The organism is Desulfovibrio sp. (genome assembly GCA_016208105.1).
GTDB lineage: Bacteria > Desulfobacterota > Desulfovibrionia > Desulfovibrionales > Desulfovibrionaceae > Fundidesulfovibrio.
On record JACQYS010000013.1, the window covers coordinates 39076 to 62519 of the forward strand.

At 57.9% G+C, this 23444-nt stretch carries 19 protein-coding genes and 1 tRNA gene; 16 read left to right on the top strand and 4 right to left on the bottom strand.

Annotated elements, in window-relative coordinates; all coding sequences use genetic code 11:
- Positions 1-476 precede the first annotated feature (476 nt).
- The 3 genes from HY795_07420 (at position 477) to HY795_07430 (ending at position 2646) form a co-directional block, all read left to right on the top strand.
- Positions 477-1082 (top strand): recombinase family protein, encoded by a 606-nt coding sequence (locus HY795_07420; protein MBI4805049.1) that lies wholly within the window; start codon positions 477-479, stop codon positions 1080-1082.
- Between the two features lie 261 nt (positions 1083-1343).
- Positions 1344-1571 (top strand): helix-turn-helix domain-containing protein, encoded by a 228-nt coding sequence (locus tag HY795_07425; protein ID MBI4805050.1) that lies wholly within the window; start codon positions 1344-1346, stop codon positions 1569-1571.
- Position 1572: 1 nt separating this feature from the next.
- On the top strand, positions 1573-2646 hold the full coding sequence (locus HY795_07430; GenBank protein MBI4805051.1) for a site-specific integrase: 1074 nt from the start codon (positions 1573-1575) through the stop codon (positions 2644-2646).
- A 70-nt stretch (positions 2647-2716) separates the two neighbouring features.
- Here HY795_07430 and HY795_07435 read toward each other — a convergent pair.
- A tRNA-Ala gene (locus HY795_07435) sits at positions 2717-2792 on the bottom strand.
- A gap of 135 nt (positions 2793-2927) precedes the next feature.
- Here HY795_07435 and HY795_07440 point away from each other — a divergent pair.
- The 3 genes from HY795_07440 to HY795_07450 all read left to right on the top strand — a co-directional run bounded on the left by HY795_07440 (position 2928) and on the right by HY795_07450 (position 6530).
- Entirely contained in the window at positions 2928-3923 is a 996-nt protein-coding gene (locus HY795_07440) for an ABC transporter permease (protein MBI4805052.1), read from the top strand.
- The gene (locus HY795_07445; protein MBI4805053.1) at positions 3916-4749 is read left to right on the top strand and encodes an ABC transporter permease; all 834 of its coding nucleotides are present in this window, start codon (positions 3916-3918) and stop codon (positions 4747-4749) included. The genes HY795_07440 and HY795_07445 overlap by 8 nt, the downstream gene beginning before the upstream one ends.
- 167 nt (positions 4750-4916) lie before the next feature.
- Positions 4917-6530 carry an AAA family ATPase gene (locus HY795_07450; protein MBI4805054.1) on the top strand — a complete coding sequence of 538 codons (1614 nt, stop codon included), beginning with the start codon at positions 4917-4919 and terminating at the stop codon, positions 6528-6530.
- 2 nt (positions 6531-6532) lie between these two features.
- Here HY795_07450 and HY795_07455 read toward each other — a convergent pair whose 3' ends face one another.
- The gene (locus HY795_07455; GenBank protein MBI4805055.1) at positions 6533-7057 is read right to left on the bottom strand and encodes a hypothetical protein; all 525 of its coding nucleotides are present in this window, start codon (positions 7055-7057) and stop codon (positions 6533-6535) included.
- A 63-nt stretch (positions 7058-7120) separates the two neighbouring features.
- Between HY795_07455 and HY795_07460 the strand changes: the two genes are divergently transcribed.
- The 5 genes from HY795_07460 (at position 7121) to HY795_07480 (ending at position 15702) form a co-directional block, all read left to right on the top strand.
- Complete coding sequence (locus HY795_07460) at positions 7121-8617, top strand: hypothetical protein (protein ID MBI4805056.1); 1497 nt, start codon at positions 7121-7123, stop codon at positions 8615-8617.
- A 3-nt stretch (positions 8618-8620) separates the two neighbouring features.
- A complete protein-coding gene (locus tag HY795_07465) occupies positions 8621-9889 on the top strand; it encodes a glycosyltransferase family 4 protein (GenBank protein MBI4805057.1) in 1269 nt (422 codons plus the stop codon).
- Between the two features lie 134 nt (positions 9890-10023).
- The gene (locus HY795_07470; GenBank protein ID MBI4805058.1) at positions 10024-10770 is read left to right on the top strand and encodes a class I SAM-dependent methyltransferase; all 747 of its coding nucleotides are present in this window, start codon (positions 10024-10026) and stop codon (positions 10768-10770) included.
- A gap of 49 nt (positions 10771-10819) precedes the next feature.
- Positions 10820-12109 carry a glycosyltransferase family 4 protein gene (locus tag HY795_07475; GenBank protein ID MBI4805059.1) on the top strand — a complete coding sequence of 430 codons (1290 nt, stop codon included), beginning with the start codon at positions 10820-10822 and terminating at the stop codon, positions 12107-12109.
- A gap of 239 nt (positions 12110-12348) precedes the next feature.
- Positions 12349-15702: a hypothetical protein gene (locus tag HY795_07480; protein MBI4805060.1), complete on the top strand. Its 3354-nt coding sequence runs from the start codon at positions 12349-12351 to the stop codon at positions 15700-15702.
- Between the two features lie 50 nt (positions 15703-15752).
- Here the strand turns inward: HY795_07480 and HY795_07485 are convergent, their stop codons facing one another.
- Positions 15753-16772 carry a radical SAM protein gene (locus HY795_07485; GenBank protein ID MBI4805061.1) on the bottom strand — a complete coding sequence of 340 codons (1020 nt, stop codon included), beginning with the start codon at positions 16770-16772 and terminating at the stop codon, positions 15753-15755.
- A 177-nt stretch (positions 16773-16949) separates the two neighbouring features.
- Positions 16950-18374 (bottom strand): 4Fe-4S binding protein, encoded by a 1425-nt coding sequence (locus HY795_07490; GenBank protein ID MBI4805062.1) that lies wholly within the window; start codon positions 18372-18374, stop codon positions 16950-16952.
- Positions 18375-18491: 117 nt separating this feature from the next.
- On the opposite strand from HY795_07490, the gene HY795_07495 reads away from it, so the two are divergent.
- From HY795_07495 to HY795_07515, 5 genes are all read left to right on the top strand, one after another.
- Positions 18492-19190 (top strand): Crp/Fnr family transcriptional regulator, encoded by a 699-nt coding sequence (locus HY795_07495; GenBank protein MBI4805063.1) that lies wholly within the window; start codon positions 18492-18494, stop codon positions 19188-19190.
- A gap of 133 nt (positions 19191-19323) precedes the next feature.
- Complete coding sequence (fliJ, locus tag HY795_07500) at positions 19324-19767, top strand: flagellar export protein FliJ (protein MBI4805064.1); 444 nt, start codon at positions 19324-19326, stop codon at positions 19765-19767.
- Positions 19768-19786: 19 nt separating this feature from the next.
- Positions 19787-20413: a hypothetical protein gene (locus HY795_07505; protein MBI4805065.1), complete on the top strand. Its 627-nt coding sequence runs from the start codon at positions 19787-19789 to the stop codon at positions 20411-20413.
- 162 nt (positions 20414-20575) lie between these two features.
- Positions 20576-21436 (top strand): tRNA pseudouridine(38-40) synthase TruA, encoded by an 861-nt coding sequence (truA, locus tag HY795_07510; GenBank protein ID MBI4805066.1) that lies wholly within the window; start codon positions 20576-20578, stop codon positions 21434-21436.
- Positions 21336-23411, top strand: coding sequence for a hypothetical protein (locus HY795_07515; protein MBI4805067.1), 2076 nt, complete (start codon positions 21336-21338; stop codon positions 23409-23411). The genes truA and HY795_07515 overlap by 101 nt, the downstream gene beginning before the upstream one ends.
- The last annotated feature ends 33 nt before the right edge of the window (positions 23412-23444 follow it).

The window sequence follows — 23444 nt, forward strand, 5'->3', positions numbered from 1 at the left end:
ACCTTTTCTATTTGCAATCATATTTGATGGACATCTTAAAGAACGTAATGATTTTGAAACATTCGTGGAATTCGCCAATGAGGGGGAGATAAATACTCGAACGAAATCTAATGATAAATCACATGAAAAATGGGCGCTGGTCGAAAATTTACAATTGACCACATAATTATCGTAATCCCGAAGGGAGCGGATTGGCCGAAGATTCTGGTAGACGAGATCGACAGCCGTTGGAGGCGGTGTCTGCGGGTTGTTTACCGGGGGCGGAGGAAGGAGAGCCATGTCCTCTGGTTATGCTGACGGCGCGGCATGGTCAAGATGAGGGATTGGCCGGAAATCTGGCTGAAATCTGCCGGAATAGAGAGAAAAACGACCAGATAAACGTCTAAAACTCCTAACAAAAATCTAGAGACCTCCTTCTCTAGGCAGGGTAGAAAAAAACCATCTCGAACGGTTTCTTCCCTAAGGAGGTCCTCACCATGTCCAGCATCACCGCCTACCTGCGAGTCTCCACAGACGGCCAGGATCTGAATAACCAACGTTACGCGATTCTCGACTACGCCGACCGGCAAGGTCTCCGCGTCGACACCTGGATGGAAGTGAAGATGTCTTCTCGTAGAACTCCCAAGGAACGCCGGATTGACGATCTGGTCAACTCTCTGAACCCTGGCGATGTTCTGATCGTCTCCGAGCTCTCTCGTCTGGGCCGCAGCGTCGGGCAGATCATCACCTTGATTGATGAACTGGTGAAGAAGCAGGTCTCCGTGACCGTCATCAAGCAAGGGATCGTAGTGAATGGCAAGCGAGACATCGCCACCACCACCTTGATAACTATGTTGGGTCTCTTCGCCGAAATCGAACGCGAGTTGATCTCTGAACGCACCCGTATGGGCCTGGCAAAGGCGCGGGCCGAGGGAAAGCTGATAGGCCGCCCCAAGGGCTCTCGCAACTCTCAGCTTGATGAACGCCTTCCCGAGATCAAGGAATTCCTGGCCAAGGGCATTAGCCGCGCCAGCATCGCCAAGCTCTTGGGCGTGAAGTGGTCCAGCCTACAATACTACCTCAAAAGCCGATCCCTGGTTTGATACAACCGAAAATCTCAGTGGAGGCCTACCCGATCACCTGGGCAAGGCCCCGGTGTCCTCTGATCCAGACCCGCTGAAAAATAATTTCAAACTATTTTTGCGTGCTGAAACTCGAATTTTCGCCTCTGTATCATCTCGCCTGACGTATGCAAATTTAACTTCCCCTTTTATGGCAGGTAGTTGCACTCGCTTCAAACCGGTCTTACAAGCTAGTCACCCGTCTCGCATAGACGGCGAAGACCATCAGAAGGAGCAACGACGATGAACGGCGAAGGACCCTACCTAACCATGAAGGAGGCGGCGAAATTCTGTGGCTATGCCGCCGCTACCTTCAGAAGAACTATCAAGGAGTACCGAATCGGACGCTACGGCCCAAAACTGAACAAGTTCTCACAACCTGAGCTTGAGGCCTGGATGCAGAATCCCCAGGGCCTCTTGGACGAGCCCAGGATAACCTCCTCCAGGAAACCAAAACCGCTGGAGGTGTAGAATGAGTGTTCACCAAAGAGCCCGTGACGGCGCCTGGTTTGTTTCCTGGCGTGACGAGAACGGCAAGCAGCACAACAAGGTCACTGGCAAGGGCAGGGCTGGCCAGAGAGACGCCAACGACTTGGACAAGGACATCAAGGCCAAAAAACGCGTAGGCCTTGAATCAACCCCTGCCCGAGCCGGACACCCCTATCTTGACGACATCGCCCAAGCCTTCATCGACGCGAAAAAGGCCGAAGTCAAAAAGGCGAGTTGGCTGAAGCCATTCGCTTCCATGGTGCAGGCTAACTTTTATGAGACCCACTGCCAGCGCCCGGCCAAGGATCTGACCTACTCCGACATCGTGAACGTCATAACGAACAACTACGCTGACAAGAGCCCGACAACTAGATCCCGATACCTATCATACTTGAAGATCATGTTTAGATTTGCAGTCGACCACGGATATCTTGAGAAGAACCCCCTAGCGCTCTGGAAAAAGCCGAAAGAGAAACCCAGACGCTCAATGCTGACAGTCTCCGACCTGGGCAAGATTATGGACAAAGCACTTCCCCATCTACGTTGGGCCATGGAGCTGGCTTTCAACCTGGGAGTCCGCACCGGCGAGTCTGAGCTGCTGGCTCTCACTTGGGCCAACGTGGACTTCGAAAGCGGCCTCATTCGAGTCTATGCCACCAAAACCAACACCTGGCGCAACGTACATGTCTCTGACGCGTTCCTAGCCCGCCTGAAGCAAATGAAGGCACAGGCCTTGACCGACCATCTGGTGGAATACAGGGGCAAGCCCGTGGCCTGTCTTCGCCGATCCTTCAGGACGGCATGCAAACTGGCCGAAATAACCTACGATGTTATCCTGTACGACATCCGACACCTGTACGCGACGACGCTCCTCTCTCGCGGTGGCGACCTTGTGGCCGTCTCCAAACAGATGGGGCACTCCAGCACCGTAATGACGGCTAACGTCTACTATCAGGAAATGGCCGGGGAAAGGAAACGAGCGGTAGAACTTCTGCCCAAGCTGACGCCGGTCTCTGGAGCGCCGGAAGGTCCGAAATTCCTAAAAGTGCAGGCCTGAATGTTATCCTGGGTGTTATCTACATAAAGAAGAGGGGGTTAGACCTTGTGATCTAACCCCCTGAAATCTTTGGTGGAGCTGGACGGAATCGAACCGACGACCTCTTGAATGCCATTCAAGCGCTCTCCCAACTGAGCTACAGCCCCATCCGGGAAGAAAGCAATTGCCCGAAGCCGGCCGTCCCGTCAACCAATTTTTTTCCTGTGGCGAAAATACACCTCCACCCCTCTTCCCGAGCCGTGGCCAGGCCTGATACACACACCCAGTCCGGAGGCCTCATTGTGCTAGCCTTACTGCAAAGACTGTTCATCAAATCTCTCTGGCTCGTGGTGGTGTTCCTTGGGATCACCCTTGTGAGCTTCTGGGTCATGCATTTGGCCCCGGGAAAGCCTACCGACCTCCAAACCGACCTGAATCCTCTTATCACACCCGAGGCCGTGGCCCGCCTGGAAAAACTCTACGGTCTGGACCAGCCCGTTCACATCCAATACTGGCTCTGGCTGAAACGCCTCTCCCAGCTCGATTTCGGCAATGCCCTCACCGGCGACCGCCGCCCGGTCTGGGACAAGATCAAGGAACGCCTGCCACTCACCTTTGGCATGAACCTGGCTGCCCTCATTTTAACTCTTTCACTTTCTATCCCCATCGGCGTCACTGCGGCCGCCCGGCAGAACGGATTCTTCGACAGGGCGTCCACAGTTTTCGTGTTCCTGGGCTTTGCCATGCCCGGATTTTGGCTGGCCCTTTTGCTCATGCTCCTTTTCGGCATCGTCTGGCCGGTGCTGCCCATCTCAGGACTTACATCCCTGGATTATGCCCAGATGCCCTGGTGGCGCCAAGTATGGGACATATGTTCTCATCTGGCCATTCCCATGTTCATCTACGTTTTCGGCGGCCTGGCCGGCATGAGCCGCTACATGCGCTCGGCCATGCTGGAGGTGCTCAGGCAGGATTACATCCTCACCGCCAGAGCCAAGGGCCTTCCCGAGCGCGACGTGATCTACCGCCATGCCCTGCGCAACGCGCTCCTGCCCGTGATCACCCTGCTCGGACTCTCCATTCCCGGGCTCATTGGCGGCTCGGTAATCATCGAACAGATTTTTTCCCTGCCAGGCCTCGGCCAACTCTTTTATCAGGCGGTGATGTCCCGGGATTACCCGCTCATCATGGCCAACCTTGTGCTGGGTGCGGCTCTGACCCTGGCTGGAAACATGCTCGCGGACGTGGGCTATTCCCTGGCTGACCCGCGCATCCGCTCCGGAAACCGCCATGGCTAACACGTTTGCGCAAAGGGCCTGCGCCCACCCAATGTTCGTAGCTGGAATCGCCCTGGTGGGACTCATTTCCTTGGCCGCCATACTGGCTCCTCTCATCACTCCGTACGATCCCACGGCCCTTGACGTGAACCATGTGCTCCAGGCCCCCAGCGCTGCGCACCCCCTGGGCACGGACGCTCTGGGCCGCGATGTTCTCTCACGCGTGCTTTTCGGCGGACGGGTCTCTTTATGGGTAGGCTTTCTGGCCGTTGGCCTCTCGGTGGCCTTGGGTCTTTTTTTCGGACTCATCGCCGGCTATTTCGGCGGCTTTGTGGACGAACTCATCATGCGCGGCGTGGATGTGATGCTCTGCTTCCCGTCTTTTTTCCTGATCCTGGCGGTGATCGCCTTTTTGGAGCCTTCGCTCACGAACATCATGATCATCATCGGCCTGACCTCATGGATGGGCGTGGCCCGGCTGGTGCGCGCCGAGGCGCTCACACTCAAACACCGGGATTTCGTGCGCGCGGCCAAACTGGCCGGTGCAGGGAGCACGCGGATCTTAAGCCGTCATATTCTGCCCAACGCGGCTGCGCCGGTGCTGGTTTCGGCCACACTCGGGGTGGCTGGCGCAATTCTCACCGAGTCCTCCCTGTCGTTTCTGGGGCTCGGGGTACAACCCCCCATGCCCTCGTGGGGCAACATGCTCCTGGAGGGAAAAGAGGTCCTGGAGATCGCGCCGTGGCTCTCCATTTTTCCCGGCATGGCCATTTTGCTCACGGTGCTGGGCTACAACCTGTTGGGTGAGTCCTTGCGGGATCTCTTGGACCCGAGGTTGAGACAATAATTATGGTCGGGGCTCTGCCCCGAACCCCGCCGGGGGGAGAGCCTCCCCCCGGACCTCGGCAATGTATTGCGCATGAACGCGAAGCTCGTTGAAAGTTTTTGAATGGGGGTCCAGGGGGAAAACTTTTCCCAAAAAGTTTTCCCCCTGGCCGCCGGAGGCTTCTCCCTTTGATTGAACTCCTGCGCATCAAAAACCTGGCCCTCATAGCCGACGTGGAGCTCGAATTCGGCCCAGGGCTCAACGTGCTGACCGGCGAAACCGGCGCAGGCAAAACATTCGTGCTCAAAGCCCTGGAATTCTTGACCGGAGAACGTTTGAGCCCGGACATGGTCCGCCCTGGCGCTGAAAAAGCTCAGGTGGAGGCCCTTTTCATCCTGGACGGACAAGACCTCATCCTGCGCAGGGAGCTTTCCGTCCAGACTGGGCGGGCGCGCATATACATAAACGACCAACTGGCCACCCAGGAAGCCGTACGTGAGCTCAAGCCGAAGCTCACCCTCCACGCCAGCCAACACGGCCAGCAGAAGCTCCTTTCCCCGGTGTTCCAGGCCAAACTCCTGGACCATTTCCTTCCCAACCCGTCGCTTACCGAGAACCGACGCAACCTTGTCCGGCAATTGACCGACCTCGAACGAGACATTCAATCCTTGCATGACCGCGTGGCCCATCTGGAAGAGCGCCGGGAAGTACTTGAGATGAAACGCGCCGAGATTGACAAGGTGGCCCCACGCGAAGGCGAGGAAGAAGACCTTTTGGAGCGCCAACAGGCTCTGCGCCATGCACGCAAGGCCAGGGAGGCAACCGACGCAGCCCTGAGCATGCTCTACGGGGAGGAAGGGATCACCTCGGGCCTTGGCAGATTGGAGCGGGAGTTTTCCACCCTGGGGCAGGTTACGGAGGCCTTTCAGGCAGACCTGGAGACCGTGCGAGAAGCCAGGCACGCCCTGACGGAGCTTGCTGAGCGCCTGCGCGCTGGAGTTCCTGGTCTGGAAGACGACCCTGAGGAGGTGGAATCCAGACTCTGGGAACTGGCCCAGTTGAAGCGCAAGCTCAAGCTCACCATGCCAGAGGTGCTGGTTCTGGGACGCGAGATTGAAGACAACCTGAGCTTTCTAGACAACGCCGGGCTCGACCTCAAACGGTTGAACCGTCAGCGGGCGCAGCTCAGGGTCATGCTTGACGAGGTGCTGGGCCGCCTCGACGCCGCCCGCCAGGAAACGGCGACGGGCCTCTGCGCCCGCATTGAGGAAGAGCTGCGTGGGCTGGGTTTTTCCGAGCACGTCCGGGTGTTGTTCGAATTCACGCCCATAGAAGTCTTTCCATCCGATGAATCCTCTCCGGCCCTGACAGAGCTTTCCGCCCGGCTCCTTTTCGCACCAAACCCCGGCCAGCCACCAAGGGCATTGGACCGCATCGCCTCTGGCGGCGAATTGTCGCGCTTCCTGTTGGCCCTGACCAGCATGAAATCCGAGAACGATCAGGCCACGCTCATCTTCGATGAAGTCGATGCGGGCATTGGCGGACTGACCTTAAAGAGCGTGGGCGAGAGGCTCAAAGAACTGGCCAAAGATCGTCAGATGCTGCTCATCACCCACTGGCCGCAACTGGCCGCCCTGGCGGGGCGTCACTTCCTGGTGGCCAAGCATGTTACTGACGGCCAGACCGAGACCACCGTGTCCAGTCTGGAAGGCCAGCGTGTGAGCGAGGAGCTCTCCCGCATGGCCGGCGGCGGCGAGCAGGGGCAAGCCATGGCCGAGAAACTTCTGATCCCAAGGAGCTGAGTTTACATCTCTCTGCGATCCTGGCTGCTTGCGAACTCCTTGATCGGCCCAAGGTATTTCCGAAAAGCCTGCACGGCCGCATGCCCGAGTACGCCCACTCGCGGATTCGAGGCCATGGGCAGGCTTCCGGCAATGAGTTCCGCCGCCCCTTCCAGCCGGGCGGCGGCGTCAGCCAGCCGTTTGATCGAGGCGGCCCTTAGGGCAGGGCATTCCTGAATCTCAGCGGAACGGATGAGCGAAATCGTGTCCTGGCACAGTTCATACTGCAACCGGGCTATGACCATTCCATAAAACACATGAAGATCGGCCTTGCCGTCCAGCACGTCGCGACTCATGGGACCGGCCATTGCGTCGAGTTCCGGAAGCACCCTGGCCAAGGCGTCGCGGCCTGGCCGCGTGGCCTTTTCCAACGTTTCCGCTTCAGATGCGTACGCATTGCCTGCTGTCAGGACAATCGGACCTGTCAGCATCACTCCCAACAGAACAATCCATGCGGCAACTGCTGCGCCGCACACCCGCGTCCTCATTGACTTCCCCCCGCTTCGGCCGTAAGCCGTGTGCCGGTCATCATCCCTTCTTTTGGAGCCTTCATGTTCGATTTCATCATCGCCTTGGGTATCAGCCTGGCTGGTTTCGCCCTTCAGGTCTGGCCCCGGCTGATCAACAGATATTTCGGCATCGACACCTGGCGCTTCACATTGTTGGCCCAGTACATCCGCGACAACAAGAAGCTCCCCGACAGCCTGCCCCACAAGTACATCGTTCCGGGCTCAGTGGACAACCCGCCGCTTCTGCCCTGGCTGTGCTCGTTTCTTCCCAAGGATTGGCTGGATCGCAACCAGGGGCTCGTTTCCCCGGCCTTCGATGTGCTTGGAAGCCTTACCGTCTTTTTCATGGGGTACGCCGCAACCGGCCAGGCCGCCGGGGGCCACTTCGCCCAGATGGCCTACCTGCTTACCCCGGTGGTTCCGCTTGAAGCCTCAAATCTGTCGCTTCGCACACTGGGGAGCCTCATCTTCACCTGGTCAATGCTCATGGTGCAGAGCTATGTTCTCCACCCTGCCTGGTGGACGTTCCTTATAGGTGTGGCGGGCGTGATGCTTCTGTCCATGACCCACCGCATGGCCATGCAGGTGTTCTTCTTCACCTTGTTCTGGATGGCCATTGTCTCGCGCGACGTGAACCACCTGCTGGTGTTCGCTTTGGGCATCCTTGGTGCGGTTTTTCTCACCAAGGGGCTCTACCTGCGGTATCTGCGCGGCCACATGCTCATGATCTGCTTCTGGATGTACAACATCCACAACCGCCTAGCCCATCAGGTACGGGGCAACCCCACAGCAGAGCGCAAGCACACCGACTTCGTGCGGCGAATCGAATATCTCATCTGGAAGATTCCGGTAGCTCCCTTCCTTGCTGTGAATCCCTGGATACTCTACTCGTTCTGCGCCGTGTTCAGCGTGCTTCCCCAGGCGGCCGATCCGCTTCTTAAGACCTATGTGCTCTGGAGTGTGACCCTCTTCTTCCTGGGCATCTTGTTCAACCTGCCACTTTTACGCTTCCTGGGCGAAGGACAACGCTACCTGGAATTCGGCACCTCGGCGGCTGCGGCCGTTGCAGGGGCCATGATCCTCAGGTTCCAGTCCAACCCCGATGTGTGGGGAGTGGTCCGCTATATGCCGTGCATCATCGGCCTTGGCTGCCTGATCTTGGTCCTCTTTTTCCAACTCAAACTGGTGGTCAAGAATCCGGACAAATCTATCACACCGGCCCTGCGGGAACTTCTCGACTACCTGAACTCGCGGCCACACGAGATCCGGCTGGCCTGCCTGCCGCACGGCCTGGCCGACGCCGTGACCTACTTCCTGGACAACGGCAAGGTACTCCTCTCGGACAACTCGGTAGGCGTATGGGAACTGGTGGACTGGTTCCCGCTCATCACCAAGCCGCTTACGGAAATCGCCGAGAAGTACTCGCTCAACGCGTTCCTGGTGAGCACGAACTTCGTGAAGCCGGAAGAACTGGACCTGCCCGGCTATGAGGTTACTTTCCGGCGGGACAACCTGATATTGTTTGAGCGCCTAGTATAGCACATGGCCAAACGACTTGAATCAGCTCTCATTGCCACCTTTTCGGATATCGTGGATGAATCCGGGGAGCGTATCCGCCACAATGGGCCCGCATGGCCACTTATTGAGTTTTTCTCCCAGCATTGCCGCCAGTTGACGGTTCTGGAGCTTTCCCAGCCCCGAAAGGGCATGCTCAATCGCCCGCAGGCTCTTCGCTTTGTGGATGGATCGTTTCAAGGGATGAAGACGTGGGGCCCGCTCACTACCCGTCCCTTTGCCGTCGATCCGGCAACGGCCGCTCCGCGCACGTACATGCGTATGAAGCTCCGGGATATGTTGGCTTGTTTCTGGGCTGGCTGGTCGTTCAGACAGCGCTACGATCTGTTCATCGGTGTGGAATCCCTGCTGGCCATATGCGGTGGCTGGCTTAAAAAGATGGGAATGGTGCGCGAGAGCGTCTACTACATCTCGGACTGGTCTCCCTGGAAGTTCCAAAGCAAAATCCTCAATAAGATCTACCTTGAAATGGACCGCATGGCCTGTCTCATGTCCGACCACATCTGGAACTACACGTACGCCATCGCGGCCGCACGCCGTGACATCCTGAGATTCGATGACACTCATTTCGGCCGCCAGCACTGGGTTCCGTTCGGATTCATCCCCGACGGGGTGGTGCTCCCTCCCGACAAGGCCGTAGACCTGAACCGACTGGTTTTCTGCGGCGGTGTTGGGCCTGAAAATGGCCTGGACATTGTGATCGAAGCTCTGCCTGCCATCCGCAAGGTTCTGCCGGGAATCCGGCTGGATGTTCTTGGCGACGGGCCTGACCTTGCCCGGCTTAAGGCTCGCGCTTCAGAGCTGGGGCTGGGCTCCGCGATAACTTGGCACGGATTTGTCACTGATCGCCGCCGCATTCTCGACGCCCAATTGGGTGCGGCGCTTGCCCTGGCCCCCTATGCTCCGCTGGAGACAAGCGTCAAACGCTTCGGCGACGTAATCAAGATTCGCGAAGCCATCGGTTGCGGCTTGCCCATCATCACCACGGATGTGCCCCCCTCCCATGTGGAAGTACGCGACAAGAACCTGGGGCGCGTGATCGAGTACACCCCAGATGCCCTGGTTCAGGCCGTGACCGACCTTCTCTCCGCTCCGGAAAAGTATTTTGCGGTGCGGAACAACGTGGTGGCCGCCTCCGGGGACAACCTTTGGGAGAATATCTACGGCAGAACTCTGGCGGCCATGGGGTACGGCTGTGGTGCGCTTGACCATTCTCTTAGTCAAAGGCTAGGCTGAGTTAGATGACTCATTCCCTTTCACCAAGCCCCGTCTGCCCTGTCTGCTCTTCAAAAGAGGCGACAGAGTACCACTCGGATGTATCTGTACGGCTCGTCCGATGCTCGGAATGCGGTCTTAAATACCAGAACCCTATGCCAAGTCTGGATGCCCTGAACGCGCTCTACGCCTCACAAGAGTATTACGACGACCAGTATTTTCCTGCCCAGTTTGCTGAGCGTAAAGCTATGTTTTCCTATCGGTTGTCCGAGCTCGAACCTCTTGTCGGCGGTCCGGGCCGACTGCTGGAGATCGGATGCGGACGTGGTCAATTTCTTGAAGCGGCACTTGAGCGCGGCTGGCAAGTATCCGGCCAGGAATTCGCTGAAAGCACAGTTGAAGTCCTAAAAGGTTCCGTTCCACAGGCCGAACTTGCCCATGGTGTGTTTCCTGAAGAATGTCCTTACCCTGCAGGAACCTTCGACTTGGTTCATCTCAACCATGTGTTGGAACATTTTTTCGACCCTTTAGCTGCCTTGCGCCGCATCTGGACGCTCCTGAAGCCTGATGGTGTTTTGTATTGTGAGGTACCCCGGCAATCCACTCTTCAAAACACTCTTTCGAACGCCATTGGCCGCAAGGATTTCGCTGTCCACTTTTTTCTTGAGCATATCTGCTATTTCGACAAACCCTCCATGACCGTTGCTCTACGAGCCTCTGGCTTCACTCCTCTTACCCTTCGCATCGAAGGCATGGGCGATCCCCATCGATTCGTTCGGGGAGTGCACTACACATCCGCCTGGACGCACCTTCTAGCGCTGGTCGTTGGCGGTTTAAAGCTCCAAGGTCCACTGGGGGGTGGAAACCTCGTGGCCATTGCCCGCAAAGGGGCGCCGGAATGAACACTGCTCTCCGACATATATTTCTCCTGCCTACTTCACCGAGTAGTCCATGACCTCCTTCAGAAAAACCGCATCCCAAAACGTCCCTTCGGGCTTCGATCTTGAAAACCACCCCAAGGTGGCGATCATCGTCGAAACCACCATCCCTCCGGTATCGCGGGCGAATCTGCGTATGTACTGGTTGGCCAGGGAGATCATCGCCCAGAAGAAGGCGCTGGTGAACATGATCGCGCCTAGCCGGGATATCAGCTCGCGCCGGTCATACTTTACCGAATGGATCTGGATGAACCAATATCCGGGATTTGGAAAACACCTCTACGGGGCATTTCGACTTCCGGTTCGTGTATGGCACTTCCTGGCCTCCATCATCTCCATCATCATCCTGGAGATATGGTACCGCCGCTCCGGAGCGCGCGGTTTTTGCGCAATCCATGCTTGGAACCCTCTGGCCGGTATGGCTGCAGTGGTTGCTGGCCTCATTATCAGAAGGCCAATCTTTCTCGATTTTACCGACTTCTATTCTGATATAGCCCGGACAGACCTGCCTCTTCTCTCCAAACCGCTCGTATGGATGGAGAACCTGGTATTGAGCCGGGCCCGCAAGGTCTTCGTGGTTTCTGACGTGATGCGTGACCACCTGATTGCCAACAAGGGTCTTGCGCCGGACAAGGTGGTCGTGGTCCCAGACGGCACGGATGCCCAGACCTTCCGGCCCGGTCTGGACGGATCGAGCGTGCGTTTAAAACTCGGACTCACGGACACCACTCCGCTCATCATCTTCCACGGCGACATCAAGCATGACGACGGAGTGGACATCCTGCTGCATGTGCTGGCCGAGGTCGCCAAGGTTCGCCCGGACGTTCGTCTGCTTATCCTTGGCGGCGGGGGACCGTATTTCGATAGCGTGATCAAGCCCCTCATCTCGGAGCTTGGGCTCGCAAGCAACATTATTTCTCCTGGCTGGATTTCCCACCAAGAGGTGCCCGCCTATCTCAACGCCTGCGACATCGGGGCCATGACCCTGCGGGCAACCCTAAACCACGACAACTACCTATCCTTCAAGCTCTTCGAATACTGGGGGTGCGGACTGCCCGTGGTGGTGACCAAGCTCAAGGCCATCGGGCGAATCGTCAAAGACGGTGAGAACGGCCTGGTGTGTCCATCTGAAGACATCCAGGCATACGCGAAAGCATTCCTCCGGCTCATCGAGGATCGCGCGTTCGCCCGCAGCCTGGGTGCGGCCGGACGCGAACTGGTGGAACGCGAATACGATTGGCGTCAGATCATGAAACGGGAGGTGGCGGAATACTCCCCGGATATTCTCTCCCTAGCAAAGTGAACCACCAAAGCACTTCTCCCGGTACCGGGCGCCGCTCATTTTGGCTTTTGCTGGCCACAGCCCTGGCCCTGGTGATCGGCATCTATGTTTCAGCTTACTGGAATATCTTGTGGAATCCAGGCCACATATACCAAAACTGGGACCAGTCCTTCCCTCCATTTCCTGAACAAGTCCGGGTGTACGGCAGCATTCCCAACTCCACGTGGAACAGCATTTTCGAATTGGGTTCTCCCGGCCCAATGACAGGAATCACTTACTATTTCGACAAGATAGTGCGGCAGAGTTTAGCCTTGCTTGGAGGGGATTTTTTAGCCCGATGGCTGAACTTGGCGTATGCCCTCATCGGCACAATTGGTTTTTTTGCTCTCGCCAGGCGGTTGGGACTTTCCGGCCTGCCAACACTGGTTCTCTGCTTAGTCGCGCAATTTAATCCGAAAACGTACTCCGTGGCCTTGAGCGGTCATACGGATGCGTTGTTCGCCTATTCCCTGGCCCCGTGGCTGGTCGTTCTCGCGGATGCAGCAGTATTCAGCCATGGGCTGCGACGCTTCCTGGCTCTCGGGCTCGGTGCCGGGATGCTCACCGCATTGGCTTGTTCCAGCACCTTCGGAATAGTGCAATCCACCCCCCTCCTTGTTGCGTATGCCCTGGCAGCGGCATGGCGCCGCCCCGGGAGAATCGCCGCATTGCTGGGCCTCATTGGCATGGTGGTGCTGGTCCTTCAAATCCACTGGGTCATTCCGACTGCCATGGGGGCTGCCGATAACGGCGCCATAAAATACAACCAGACTGTCGCCGAGGTGCAGGCCGAGTACGTCCACAAATATCGCGAGTATTCCGTTCCCCCACGCCAAGCCATGATCGGCCATACAAACAACCTCGGGATGGGCACCGAATACGCATACCCTGTCGAAGAGCCTAAGGATTCCTGGTGGAAGCCATCCGCGTATTTCCTGCTGGCAGTGGCATTGTTGGGGCTCTTGTGCAGGGTCCCTCATCCAGCTTTGAAGTGGGCCGCTGGGCTTTGCCTTCTCTTCGGTTTCGTCATGCTCACCGGTTCCAAGACGCTTCCTGGCGCGTACCTCTACGAGGTTCTTTTGGCACGGGTGAAAATGGTCTTCTTTCTCATGGCCCGCCCCACGCGCTGGCTCCTCATCTACTATACCGGTTTAGCCATACTTGTTGGCCTCGGGCTCGAATGCGTGCGGCGCAGGAACTTTTGGACAGGCCGGAGCTGGCCGGATATCGTTGCATCCAGCCTGACCCTGCTGGCAGTAACAGTCTACATATGGCCCTGGTGGTCAGGACAACTGACGATTCCTAAGAACGAGACCACCCAGACATCGGCTCTCATGCTCCAACCGCTGGACGACGAGGAGACACAGCTGGCCACGGCTCTGGCCAAGGATCCGGGCACGTACCGCATCACCGTTTTCCCGACCATCTCAAGCCCCACGGGAAACATCCCGTTCCCCCCATCTTCCAGCCTCACCCGCAACTTCGGCATGATGGGCAAGGATTCCCTGGTGGGCCCGGCCTTCATCGGCAACCCGTACGGCCGGTTTCTTCTGTCACTCGCCCACCGGCGAAGCATATCCACGGACGAATACGGCCGCCTGCTCGGGCTCGGAGCCGTTCGCAGAGTGATATGGGACAAAGAGCAACCCTATCTTTCCTACCTGGACTTCGGCTGGATGCCTTCCACCAAACGCGGTTCAGAAACCCTCCCTGATCCTCAGGGAATACTACGCCCTTTTCTGGAAAGCCAAGGGGACCTTGTTTTTGATCCCGCGTGGTCCTACGGCCCATTTGTGACCCTGGAGAACAAGGACTACCTGCCAAGAGTGCGCTCCGTGTCCATGGCCTCTCTGGCGGCCGGGGGCCTTCCCCTTCTGGAGAGCCTCGCGCAGACAGAGAACAATCCCTTTGCCAATGAGGCGTTCTTCTTCTCCACGGACGTATCTCCCTCCGATATCCAACGGCTGGGACACGCCAAGGCCGGCCTTCGGATACTAAACAACGCCTGGCCGGAGCTCTTACTCCCCTTCCTGGCAGCCGAGCGTTGGCACCCCGCCCTCTCACCGGGGCAAGCCGTGCCAGAAGGATGGACCAGGACGTCTGACGCTTGGCACCGTACGCTCTGGTTCGAAGGATCCCCCTTGAACGCTTTGGCTCTCCAGTCGCAAAACCAGACCACCTTGAGGATTCCTTTGACCGGAACCGGCCAGCACCGCCTCTTCTTGCGAATGGCCAGCCTTCCTTATCAGCATGGGATGACCGCAGCTCTAGCTGGAAATAATGTAGCCAGCACCACTTCAGGTGACCAGTTCGACCGGGGATGGCACTGGATCGACCTCGGGCTGCACTCCCTTTCTGGTGAGCAGCCATTGACCGTGACTGCTCAAGGGCGCGGAGCAGTTGTATCCGGAGTCTTGGCTCTACCGGAGTACGAATTCGCTGCTGCCACTCAGGCGCTGTACCAGGCCTTTGCTCCCTCAGCTTCGAGCACGATCACCTTAGCAGAAGCTGAAGCTTGCGTGGAGAAAGCGCCAGGGGTGTATTCCTTGGTTCGCGATATTCCGCTTCTGGCCCGGACGCCTGGAGTAACATTGACGACAGAACATCTTCGACTGGAGGGTTTGGAGGGATCAGGCGTCGGGACCCTGGTGGCCGAGGGTGAACAAGAGGGCCAAGCGCTTTTCTGCCTGGATTTCCCTCAACCCATTTCCGGTTTTGCCCTGACAAGCTATCCGAGACTCTTCGGGGACACTGGCGGCCAAGCCTTCGTAGAGGCCCAATGGTCCAAGGACGGCAGGGATTTCCTGCCTCTCTATAATCTTCATGGGGCTACAGACGGGAAATGGGAGGACGTTTACGGGCGCCGCCAGGAAGTCGCGGTTCGAGACAGACTCGACAGCGTGTGGGTACGCTTCAGGCTTCGCCAGGCCCAACTGGGTTCGCTCGGCAATGCCCCCAATCAGCCTATGACCGTCAGCGTCACTCCGGCGAGAGCCTATCCTGGCGCTCCCTCAATGGGACAAGCCGTAGTGCTCCCGGCGAGATTCACTCCGAGTGTGTTCAGGCCCGGCCCATACCAGGTTCGGGCAAGGATGCTCACCCAGGATGGCCCACAGTGGATTGATTTGGGAAGGAGAGAGGCTGACGAAGAACACCGTATCGTGCTGGATATCGACGGCCCTGCGGGCGCAGCCTGCGATCTGTTCGAACTTTCAAGCCTCCCGGAAAGAAAGCCTGCGCACACGTTGCCCGTGCCTAACACGCAGCGCCTGAGTCCGGCACGCTATCACAGCGAAGGTCCTTTCCCGGCCGGAGGCCTGCTGCTCTTTTCCGAAGCCTATCATCCCTCATGGCAAGCACGTCTTGCTGGCAACGCCCTGAGCCCTCTAAAAGCATACGGCTTTATGAACGCATACCCATTGCCGGACATGCCGCCTCAGGCTCTGCAGCTTGAATTCAAACCGGAACAATACCGCGAGTTGGGAATGACCATCAGTCTCACCGGTTGGACTTTGTTCCTGCTCGCAATGGCACTACTCCTGCTCTGGCCAGACGGGAAAACGCATAGAGACTGACTCTGGATCTCTACCGGATGCATAAGAGCAAAAAAGCAGCAGAAGAGATGCTATTGAGGAGTCTTTTCGCGGAAGAACGGTGTCCGGAAGTATGCGATACTCCCCAACTGGTTGACCAATGAAGACATCAAGTTTTCTCCCCCCCTGCATATACGGCAGTACGGAGTGGGGAGAACGCACCAGCGCATCAAATCTTTGAAACGGATCGCCTGCGGAGATTCAAGAATCTCCAGTATTGACGATCCTGCAACATTTCCAAGCACGTTGTTGCCATCATAGTCCTTGCAACACGTCGTCACATCGCCGTTGTACAAGATTCCTATGTGGCCCCTCATCCCGTCGCATGCTCCGACTACTCCCCGGACAAAGCCCTTCCCCCCCGCATTGTCTGGCGTATCATTCCATCTCGCGATACTCTCTAGCCTGACGACGATGTTGTTTCCTAAATCGATGGTATTGTGAAAGGCTGTCTTGCTGCTTCTTACGGTCTGTTTCATTCCTATGCTTTTCAAAAGCAGATTCACATACTCCGCGCTTTGATCCGCCTTAACATTCTTGGCCATACCGCTGGTCTTTACCACCGCATCAACCAGACTCGGCTTGAAGCACTTGATGATTACCTTTTTCTTGTCGAAGGTTCCGGCAAGGGTGAGCAACTCCCTGATTCCAGAAATATACCGTTCATAATCCATAGTGGATATCGAAGAGAAAGCCTGGGCATCCACGCCGCGATAGCTGATGTAGAGTTCGTCAATTTTCGACGCTGCGAACGAGGCGATATTTTTGCTCGTCAGCAGGCTTCCGTTGGTGAAGCAACGCACAGTCAGCCCCGACTCGGAAGCCAGCTCAGCGAATTCGAACACCCTTTTGTTCATAAAGGGTTCGCCCATCAAACCGAACTGTATCGTCTCGGTCAGACCCGCGCTTTTGATTTCCCGAACAATCTTGGCGAAGATGTCCAGGCTCATATGCCCTTTTTCCCGTGTTATGGCTTCGCTCGGACAAAATGGGCACTTGAAGTTGCAGACGTTGGTCAACTCCAAGATGATGCTCTCGAAACGGTGAGTCATTGTTTTTGCCTGGATATCCTGATGATCTGCTCAATGCGGGGCAGAGGCGCTATTTAGTAAGAGGTTTTCATGGGCTATGCAACCGTTGCACCCCGCAGGGTCAGGGCCTCCAGGCGCACCCGTACCCCCGAGAGGTTCTTGACGAGGTTGTCTTCGTCCCTGAATCCAAAGCACAACTCAAAGCCTTGCCACCCCGAGAAACACCGCGTGCAGGCTCACCGCCAGCACGATGAACGCCGCCCGGATTCCTGGACCGCTCTGGCCCAGAAATGAGAACTCCATTTCCCCTTTGGGACAGCTCTCAAGGCAATCGCCGCACAGGGAGCAGGACACCCCGGGCCTGCGCGCGGCCAGGTCCTCCGGGCGCAAGGCGTCGTACCGGCAAGCCAGGGCGCACGTTGCGCAACCAGCGCACCCCTCCTTGATGCGCAGGCGCCAGGGTGAGACCTTCCCGAGAAGACCCGCAACCAAGCCCATAGGACAATACCCGGTGCAATGAGTCATGACCCCGTGCTTTCGGGACAGCAGAACCATGATCACCACTCCGGCGAGGCCGAACCCTGCAGCCAACAAGGCCGCATCCATCCCCGGCACGCCAATGCGCCCCATGAGCCAGGCCGAGACAAAAATCAGCCCAGCCAGAGCCATGCGCGCAGGACGCACCCAGCCGGGCAATGCTCCCGGTCGCTTTTTTGCTCGCGACATCCATGAGTCCCAGGCCCCAATGTAGCACAAATGGCTGCACCAGGCCGGCCCTACGAGGCACACTGTGATGCCGAAAAGAATGGGCATGAAAAGCCCTTCTCCCCCTCTGAAGAGCGGCCCTGCCACAATGAGCGCAGGAACTGGTAGGTGTAACGTTCCACTCATGAGAAAATGTCCGAACCCGGCCAAGCCCAGTGCCAGTTGTGCGAAAAAGACAAAAGAGAAAAGCCCCCAGATAAAACGGCGCACCCGGGAGGATTGTCTGGATTGCAGCATGGCCTCAGTGGCAAACCCCGCATAGACGGCCAGCAACGAAGCCTCAAGCCAGCCGGCTCCGGGAACAAAACGCTCAGCCATGAGCATGGGTGTGGGTACTTTCATCTGGACCATGGCCAAACTCAGAAAGGTCAAGGTACATGCTGCCACCGCGGGCCAGGGCGAGGCCGGACCGGCCACTCCCAGAACCACCAGCTGTTTGTTCTCATCTCCCATGATCGCACCTGGCGCCCCACTGGAGTCCGGCTTCACCAGCGAGGTGAGCGACTCACGCTCTTTTTTGCGAACGCTCATTCTCGTGAAAAACGGATTTTGCATGACCCAAGCCGCAAGGACAGGCACCATGGCGGCCAGACTCAAGATCACAGCCAGACGAAGCCAGGGCGTCCCCATGGACATTCGCAGCTTGATGAAAAAAAGCATTGAATTGAGCGTCACGAGAGCCCCGGCAACCATCACCGCCTGGCTCAGGCGGCGCACGAAGTCACGACCCGTGGCAAAGAGAACCACCACGGGGACGAGCCAGGCCAGAGCTTCCGGCAGCCCGTACCATCGGTGGGCATGGGCTGCCGGGATAAGCCCCCCCAGAACAACCACCAGGATCATCATCGTTTTCTTCATTGAACATCTCCACGCGCCCAAGAGCTGAACAAAGCGGGCGTACTCCATAATACTTCCTACTTGTCAGGGCTTCCAAGGGGTTTGATTTGGGTCAAAATCGCGCTAACATCGTCTCCCATGAAGCAAAAACCCAGTTCAACCCAGACCATCCTGGCCACGGTACCGCTTTTTTCGAGTCTGAGTACTCCACAGCTGGCTACTCTCGAAAACAACTCCGCGGTTCTCAAAGTCGAAAAGGGGCAGATCATTTTCTTCGAAGGGGTCGATGCCAAGGGTCTTTACGTGCTTCTTTCCGGTCAGGTGAAAATCTACAAATCATCACCTGAGGGCAAAGAGCAGATACTTCATGTTCTTGGTCCGGGAGAGCCCTTCGCGGAAGTACCCATGTTCCAGGGGTCAAAATTCCCGGCCAATGCCATGGCCATCCAGCCCAGTAGTGTTTTGTATATCGAGAAATCGGTACTTACCCGCCTGATGGAGCGCGATGCGGGTCTGGCCATGGCCATGCTGGCCGCGCTTTCACAGCGCCTGCGGCAGATGTCCACCATGATCGGCCAGCTCACTCTGCGTGAGGTACCGGCTCGTTTAGCTGCCTATCTGTTGCATCAGGCCTCGGAGAAGGAGGCCGACACGTTCATGCTGGATATGAGCAAGGGCCATCTGGCCGGTTTTCTGGGTGCTACGCGCGAAGCCCTTTCCAGGGCTCTGGCCAAACTGGAAGACCAGGGGTTCATCTCCATGGACAACCGGACCATCACCATCACCGACCGCGACCGCCTCGAGGACTTGTCCGAGGGCGACACCAAGCTCAAATAGACGCCTATCCGGGCTTCAGCCACTCCGTCCCGGAAGAGGTAGAGTATTCCCAATCTCGCGCGTTCGAATACAACGAAACCCTGCCTCTTCCCCTCCCACTATGTGGCCCGGTTGTTGCTAACCACGTCTTGTCATGCCCAGAGCGTTCCGCTTCAACCTGCAGAAGGTTCTCGACTACCGGTCCCAGCTGGAAGACCAGGCCAAGCTCGCCCTGACCAAGGCCCAGCAGGCGCACCAGCAGCAGATTACACTGATAGCGGAGATCAACCGGAATCTGGTGGAGCACCTGGAAAGCATGGCTCACGCCACTGATCTGACAGCGGCCGACATCTGGCTGAGCCGCAATTATGCCAACAGGCTAGCGGGTGATCTGTTCCAAGCCCGACAGAGGGAGGCCCAACTGGCCCAGGATGTGCAAACGCGTAGGCTGGAGCTGGTGGAGAAGGCCAAGGAACGCAAGCTCTTAGAAAAACTCAAGGAAACACAGGCCATACGTCATGAACGAGAAGAGAACCGCAAGGAACAGGCTGAATTCGACGAAATGGCAACACTTCGCTACCAGGCTCCGGCTTTCTAAGCTGGCCATTGGCGTCGCCATTCTGGCGGGCGCGAAGCTTGCGGTTCTTTTGGTCATGGGTTTTGGCACCCCTGCCCCTTCGATGAACCAAGCCAAAACGACGAACAGCCTTCAGCCGCAAACCGTGGTCTCCCAGGCCCCGGGCAGGGCCGCCGAAGCGGTCAAGGCCGCGATTTTAGACACTCCGGCCCAGGCCGCCCAACAAGCTCCGGCTCCGGCCCCGGAGAAGAAAGCCGCGCCGCAGTCTCAGCCGGAGTCCGTGCTTTCCATCCAGCAGCTCAAGACTCGCGCCGAAGCCCTGGACCGCCAGGAGCAGGCCCTGAAGACCATGGAAGCTGACTTGAACGCGAGGGTAGCCAAGCTCCAGGAATTGGAAACCATACTCAAAGGGATGCTGAGCGAAGCCAAGTCCATCAAAGAAGAGAAGATGCGCCACCTGATCGACGTGTACACCAACATGAAACCAAAGCAGGCCGCATCTGTGCTGGAGACCCTGGACGAGACCATTGCCGTCAAGATTCTGGCGGGAATGAAGGGTCGTCAGGCTGGCGAGATCCTCACCGGGGTCACTGCCAAAAAGGCGGCCAAGCTTTCAGAAGAACTTACAAAGCTTCAGATCGGACCAGAGCTTCCCGAGAAACCCTGACACGCCGGGTTCGCTTATCCCAGGCGCACCTGCTACAACACCACAAGACTCTTCTCCCCGGGCTCTCCGTTGAGCCCGGGGATTTTCTAGTTCGTAGTATTATCGGCCAGGTCGCACCAGATGGTCTTCCCTCCCGGCCCGCCCCGGTGTAGATGGCGGCCCATGAAAGACACCGTCCGTCTGAAAATCACCCTGGCCTACCAGGGAACGGACTTTGCCGGCTGGCAGATACAGGCCAAGGGTCGCGGCCGCAGCGTCCAGGCCTGCCTGGAAGAGGCTTTAACCGAACTGGCTGGGACCTTCGTACGCGCCCATGGAGCCTCGCGCACCGACTCCGGGGTTCACGCGCTCCATCAGGTGGCCCACGCGGACGTACCGGCTTCCCGGGCCCACCTTCCCTGGCACCGGGCCTTGAACGCCATCCTCCCCCGAGACATCACCGTTATCCAGGTGGAAAAGGTGTCCCGCGATTTCCACGCCCGCATCTCAGCCTCATCCAAGACATACACATACTGTCTCTGGCACGAGAACACCTTTCTGCTACCGCAGCGCCGGCCGTTCGTCTGGGCCGTGGGTCCGCTCGACATTGAAGCCATGGAGGAAGCGTCCCAGGAATTCGTGGGGACTCATGATTTCGCAGCTTTTCAGAACACCGGGACTCACGTGAAAGGGACGATACGCACCGTGGACTCCATCTTCCTGCGCGAACGTCCCTCTCCTGAGGAAACTCTCTGGGCGGTTACCGGCGAGGGGTTCCTCAAGCAGATGGTGCGCAATATCATGGGCTGCCTGGTGGAGGTGGGCAGGGGTAAAGCAAATGCCCAAACCATCCGATCACTCCTTTCGACGAAGGACAGGACCCTTGCTCCGGCAACCGCGCCGGCAAGCGGACTGTGCCTCGAAAAGATGGAGTTCGGCGCGCGTGAGCAACGACCCGGTAAAACCGGTCCAGACCGAGGGCCTTCAGGCAACCGTCCAGGCAAAGAGGAACTGGGCGGCGCAGGAGGTATTGGGCAGGACTGAAGAAGCCCTCAACCGCCAGTTACGCAACAACTGGTCCACGCCCGTACTGGAGGGGCTCGACCGCAAACTCGCCGCTTTCGAAAGCGCCTTGGGTTCCTTCTCCTGGCCTACGGATCCGCCTCCCTGGTTCCAGGCCCGGTTGGTGACCGGATCTTCCGAGACTCAAGGAAAGGTGAGCGGCACTGTACGCAGCGCCGCCCGCTCCACTCCGGAAGTGAAGATCGTGTCCGGAGGGTTCGACGCTTCCTCGCCCACAAGCATCTCAGCCGGAGACTACACGTTCAATCTCTCCAACGGTGGCTACACCGAAGCCCTGTCCGTGAACGTCTCCTCGAGCGATTCCTGGGGTGACGTTCTGGGCAAGGTGAAAAACGCGGTCAATGCCGCACCGCTGGCTGTCAGGGCTGACGTGGTCTACCAGAACGCCGCCTTCCAGTTGAATCCGGACATGGCAGGCACGGGCTCGGTTCTGGCCCTTTCGGTGAACCCGAATCGTCCGGCCCAAGACTTAAGCATTAAGGACACCTCAGGCTCGCTTCTTTCACAGCTGCGGCTGAGGGCCGCCGGGAACCCCATAGGCCCGGCCGAAGAAACCGGTTACCAGGTGACAGGGCTCCAACAGGCCCGGCCTACCATGTTCTCTTCCACCCCCGTGGACCCGCGCGCCGCGACCTCTCTCGCCCTGGGCCGCCACGATCTGGCCTACAGCGTAGGCAATTCTGATCAGCCTTCCACGTACATCTCAAAAGTTTACGATCCGTCCCAGGCCACCACCTTGGCCGCCGGCACCTACAGCTTCACCTCTACATATGCCGGAGAGCAACGGGCCCATAGTGTGACCATAGGCACAGGCTGGACCTGGGGTGATGTGCTGCGCACAGTGGGTGCCGAGGTGAACGCCCATAATTCGTGGGTGAACACGTCCAGCCCGACCTTGGCCGGACCGTCCACCACCTATTCGCAACCTGGAGTTGAGGCGTCCGTGGGGAATTGGCCGATTCCCTCCACCACCCAGCCTGGGGTGAACACCGACGGCCAGTCCCTTACCATCACCGGAGCGGCAGGCCAGGAGTTTTCCTTGTCGGACACCTCGGGCGGGCTGCTTAACGCGTTGGGACTCACCACTAAGCTCACAGGCACTCCCGTGAGTTTCAATGTGAATTCCGGCGACACATGGCAGGACGTCTACGACAGCATGTCCACTTCGATAAACGGCTCCCAGCTCTCCTTCAGCGCCAAAACGATAGACAAGCGCATCCCCTCCACCGTGACTCCGGGGAAGAACCTCTGGCACCAGGGAGTCTCCCTGGCGCTCATCCAGGAGAATCAACGCATCGGTGAGAGAGTAAGCCTCTCTGATGGCCGTACCGGGGCATTGGACTCCATTGGCATACTCAGTAGGGAACGCCCCGGCCAGGATGGAAAGCTCATAGTGAACGGGCGCGAACAGGTCTCAGAGAACGGCACTTTCAGCCAGGGCCAGGGACGGGTACTCTTGAACCTGGAGCAGAATTTCGGAGAGACGCTGCCGCTTTCCGTCACCTCGGGCATGGACGAGGTGGAAAAGGGATGGGGCAGGATAACGGATGCCTGGAACGGTCTGGCAAAATATCTCAGCAACAATTCCGACATGTTGGACCATTCGCTCGGCGCGAAACTGGAAGCGCCTCTGGCAGCCCAGAAGCAGAACCTGGGTTGGCTGGGGGTTTCCTCGGCAGGCAAACAAGGACAATTGTGGACCAACCTGGACAGCTTCTGGAAGTCGCTCTACGCCGACACGGACCGGGCCAAAACCACGCTGTGGGAGTACCCTGACGGGCTTGTTCCGGCATGGCAGGACGCGATGAAATCCGTCCGCTCAGCCGGGCTCGACTCCTGGCTCAAGCCCAAGACCGCCTTCGACGAGTACCGTCCGAACATCACAAGCGAGTTCGAGTTGGAGCAGAAACACCGGCTGGTAAAACTGCTGGGATAGACAGTCCAGGACCCGCGGGGTAGAAAGCCTTTC

Excerpts from the sequence above, each read along its gene's own strand:
- HY795_07455 (MBI4805055.1), bottom strand. The coding sequence starts at position 7,057 with ATGAGGACGCGGGTGTGCGGCGCAGCAGTTGCCGCATGGATTGTTCTG.
- fliJ (MBI4805064.1), top strand. The coding sequence starts at position 19,324 with ATGCCCAGAGCGTTCCGCTTCAACCTGCAGAAGGTTCTCGACTACCGG.
- truA (MBI4805066.1), top strand. The coding sequence starts at position 20,576 with ATGAAAGACACCGTCCGTCTGAAAATCACCCTGGCCTACCAGGGAACG.
- HY795_07470 (MBI4805058.1), top strand. The coding sequence starts at position 10,024 with ATGCCAAGTCTGGATGCCCTGAACGCGCTCTACGCCTCACAAGAGTAT.
- HY795_07445 (MBI4805053.1), top strand. The coding sequence starts at position 3,916 with ATGGCTAACACGTTTGCGCAAAGGGCCTGCGCCCACCCAATGTTCGTA.
- HY795_07495 (MBI4805063.1), top strand. The coding sequence starts at position 18,492 with ATGAAGCAAAAACCCAGTTCAACCCAGACCATCCTGGCCACGGTACCG.
- HY795_07465 (MBI4805057.1), top strand. The coding sequence starts at position 8,621 with ATGGCCAAACGACTTGAATCAGCTCTCATTGCCACCTTTTCGGATATC.
- HY795_07480 (MBI4805060.1), top strand. The coding sequence starts at position 12,349 with ATGACAGGAATCACTTACTATTTCGACAAGATAGTGCGGCAGAGTTTA.
- HY795_07430 (MBI4805051.1), top strand. The coding sequence starts at position 1,573 with ATGAGTGTTCACCAAAGAGCCCGTGACGGCGCCTGGTTTGTTTCCTGG.
- HY795_07420 (MBI4805049.1), top strand. The coding sequence starts at position 477 with ATGTCCAGCATCACCGCCTACCTGCGAGTCTCCACAGACGGCCAGGAT.
- HY795_07460 (MBI4805056.1), top strand. The coding sequence starts at position 7,121 with ATGTTCGATTTCATCATCGCCTTGGGTATCAGCCTGGCTGGTTTCGCC.
- HY795_07490 (MBI4805062.1), bottom strand. The coding sequence starts at position 18,374 with ATGAAGAAAACGATGATGATCCTGGTGGTTGTTCTGGGGGGGCTTATC.
- HY795_07485 (MBI4805061.1), bottom strand. The coding sequence starts at position 16,772 with ATGACTCACCGTTTCGAGAGCATCATCTTGGAGTTGACCAACGTCTGC.
- HY795_07425 (MBI4805050.1), top strand. The coding sequence starts at position 1,344 with ATGAACGGCGAAGGACCCTACCTAACCATGAAGGAGGCGGCGAAATTC.
- HY795_07475 (MBI4805059.1), top strand. The coding sequence starts at position 10,820 with ATGACCTCCTTCAGAAAAACCGCATCCCAAAACGTCCCTTCGGGCTTC.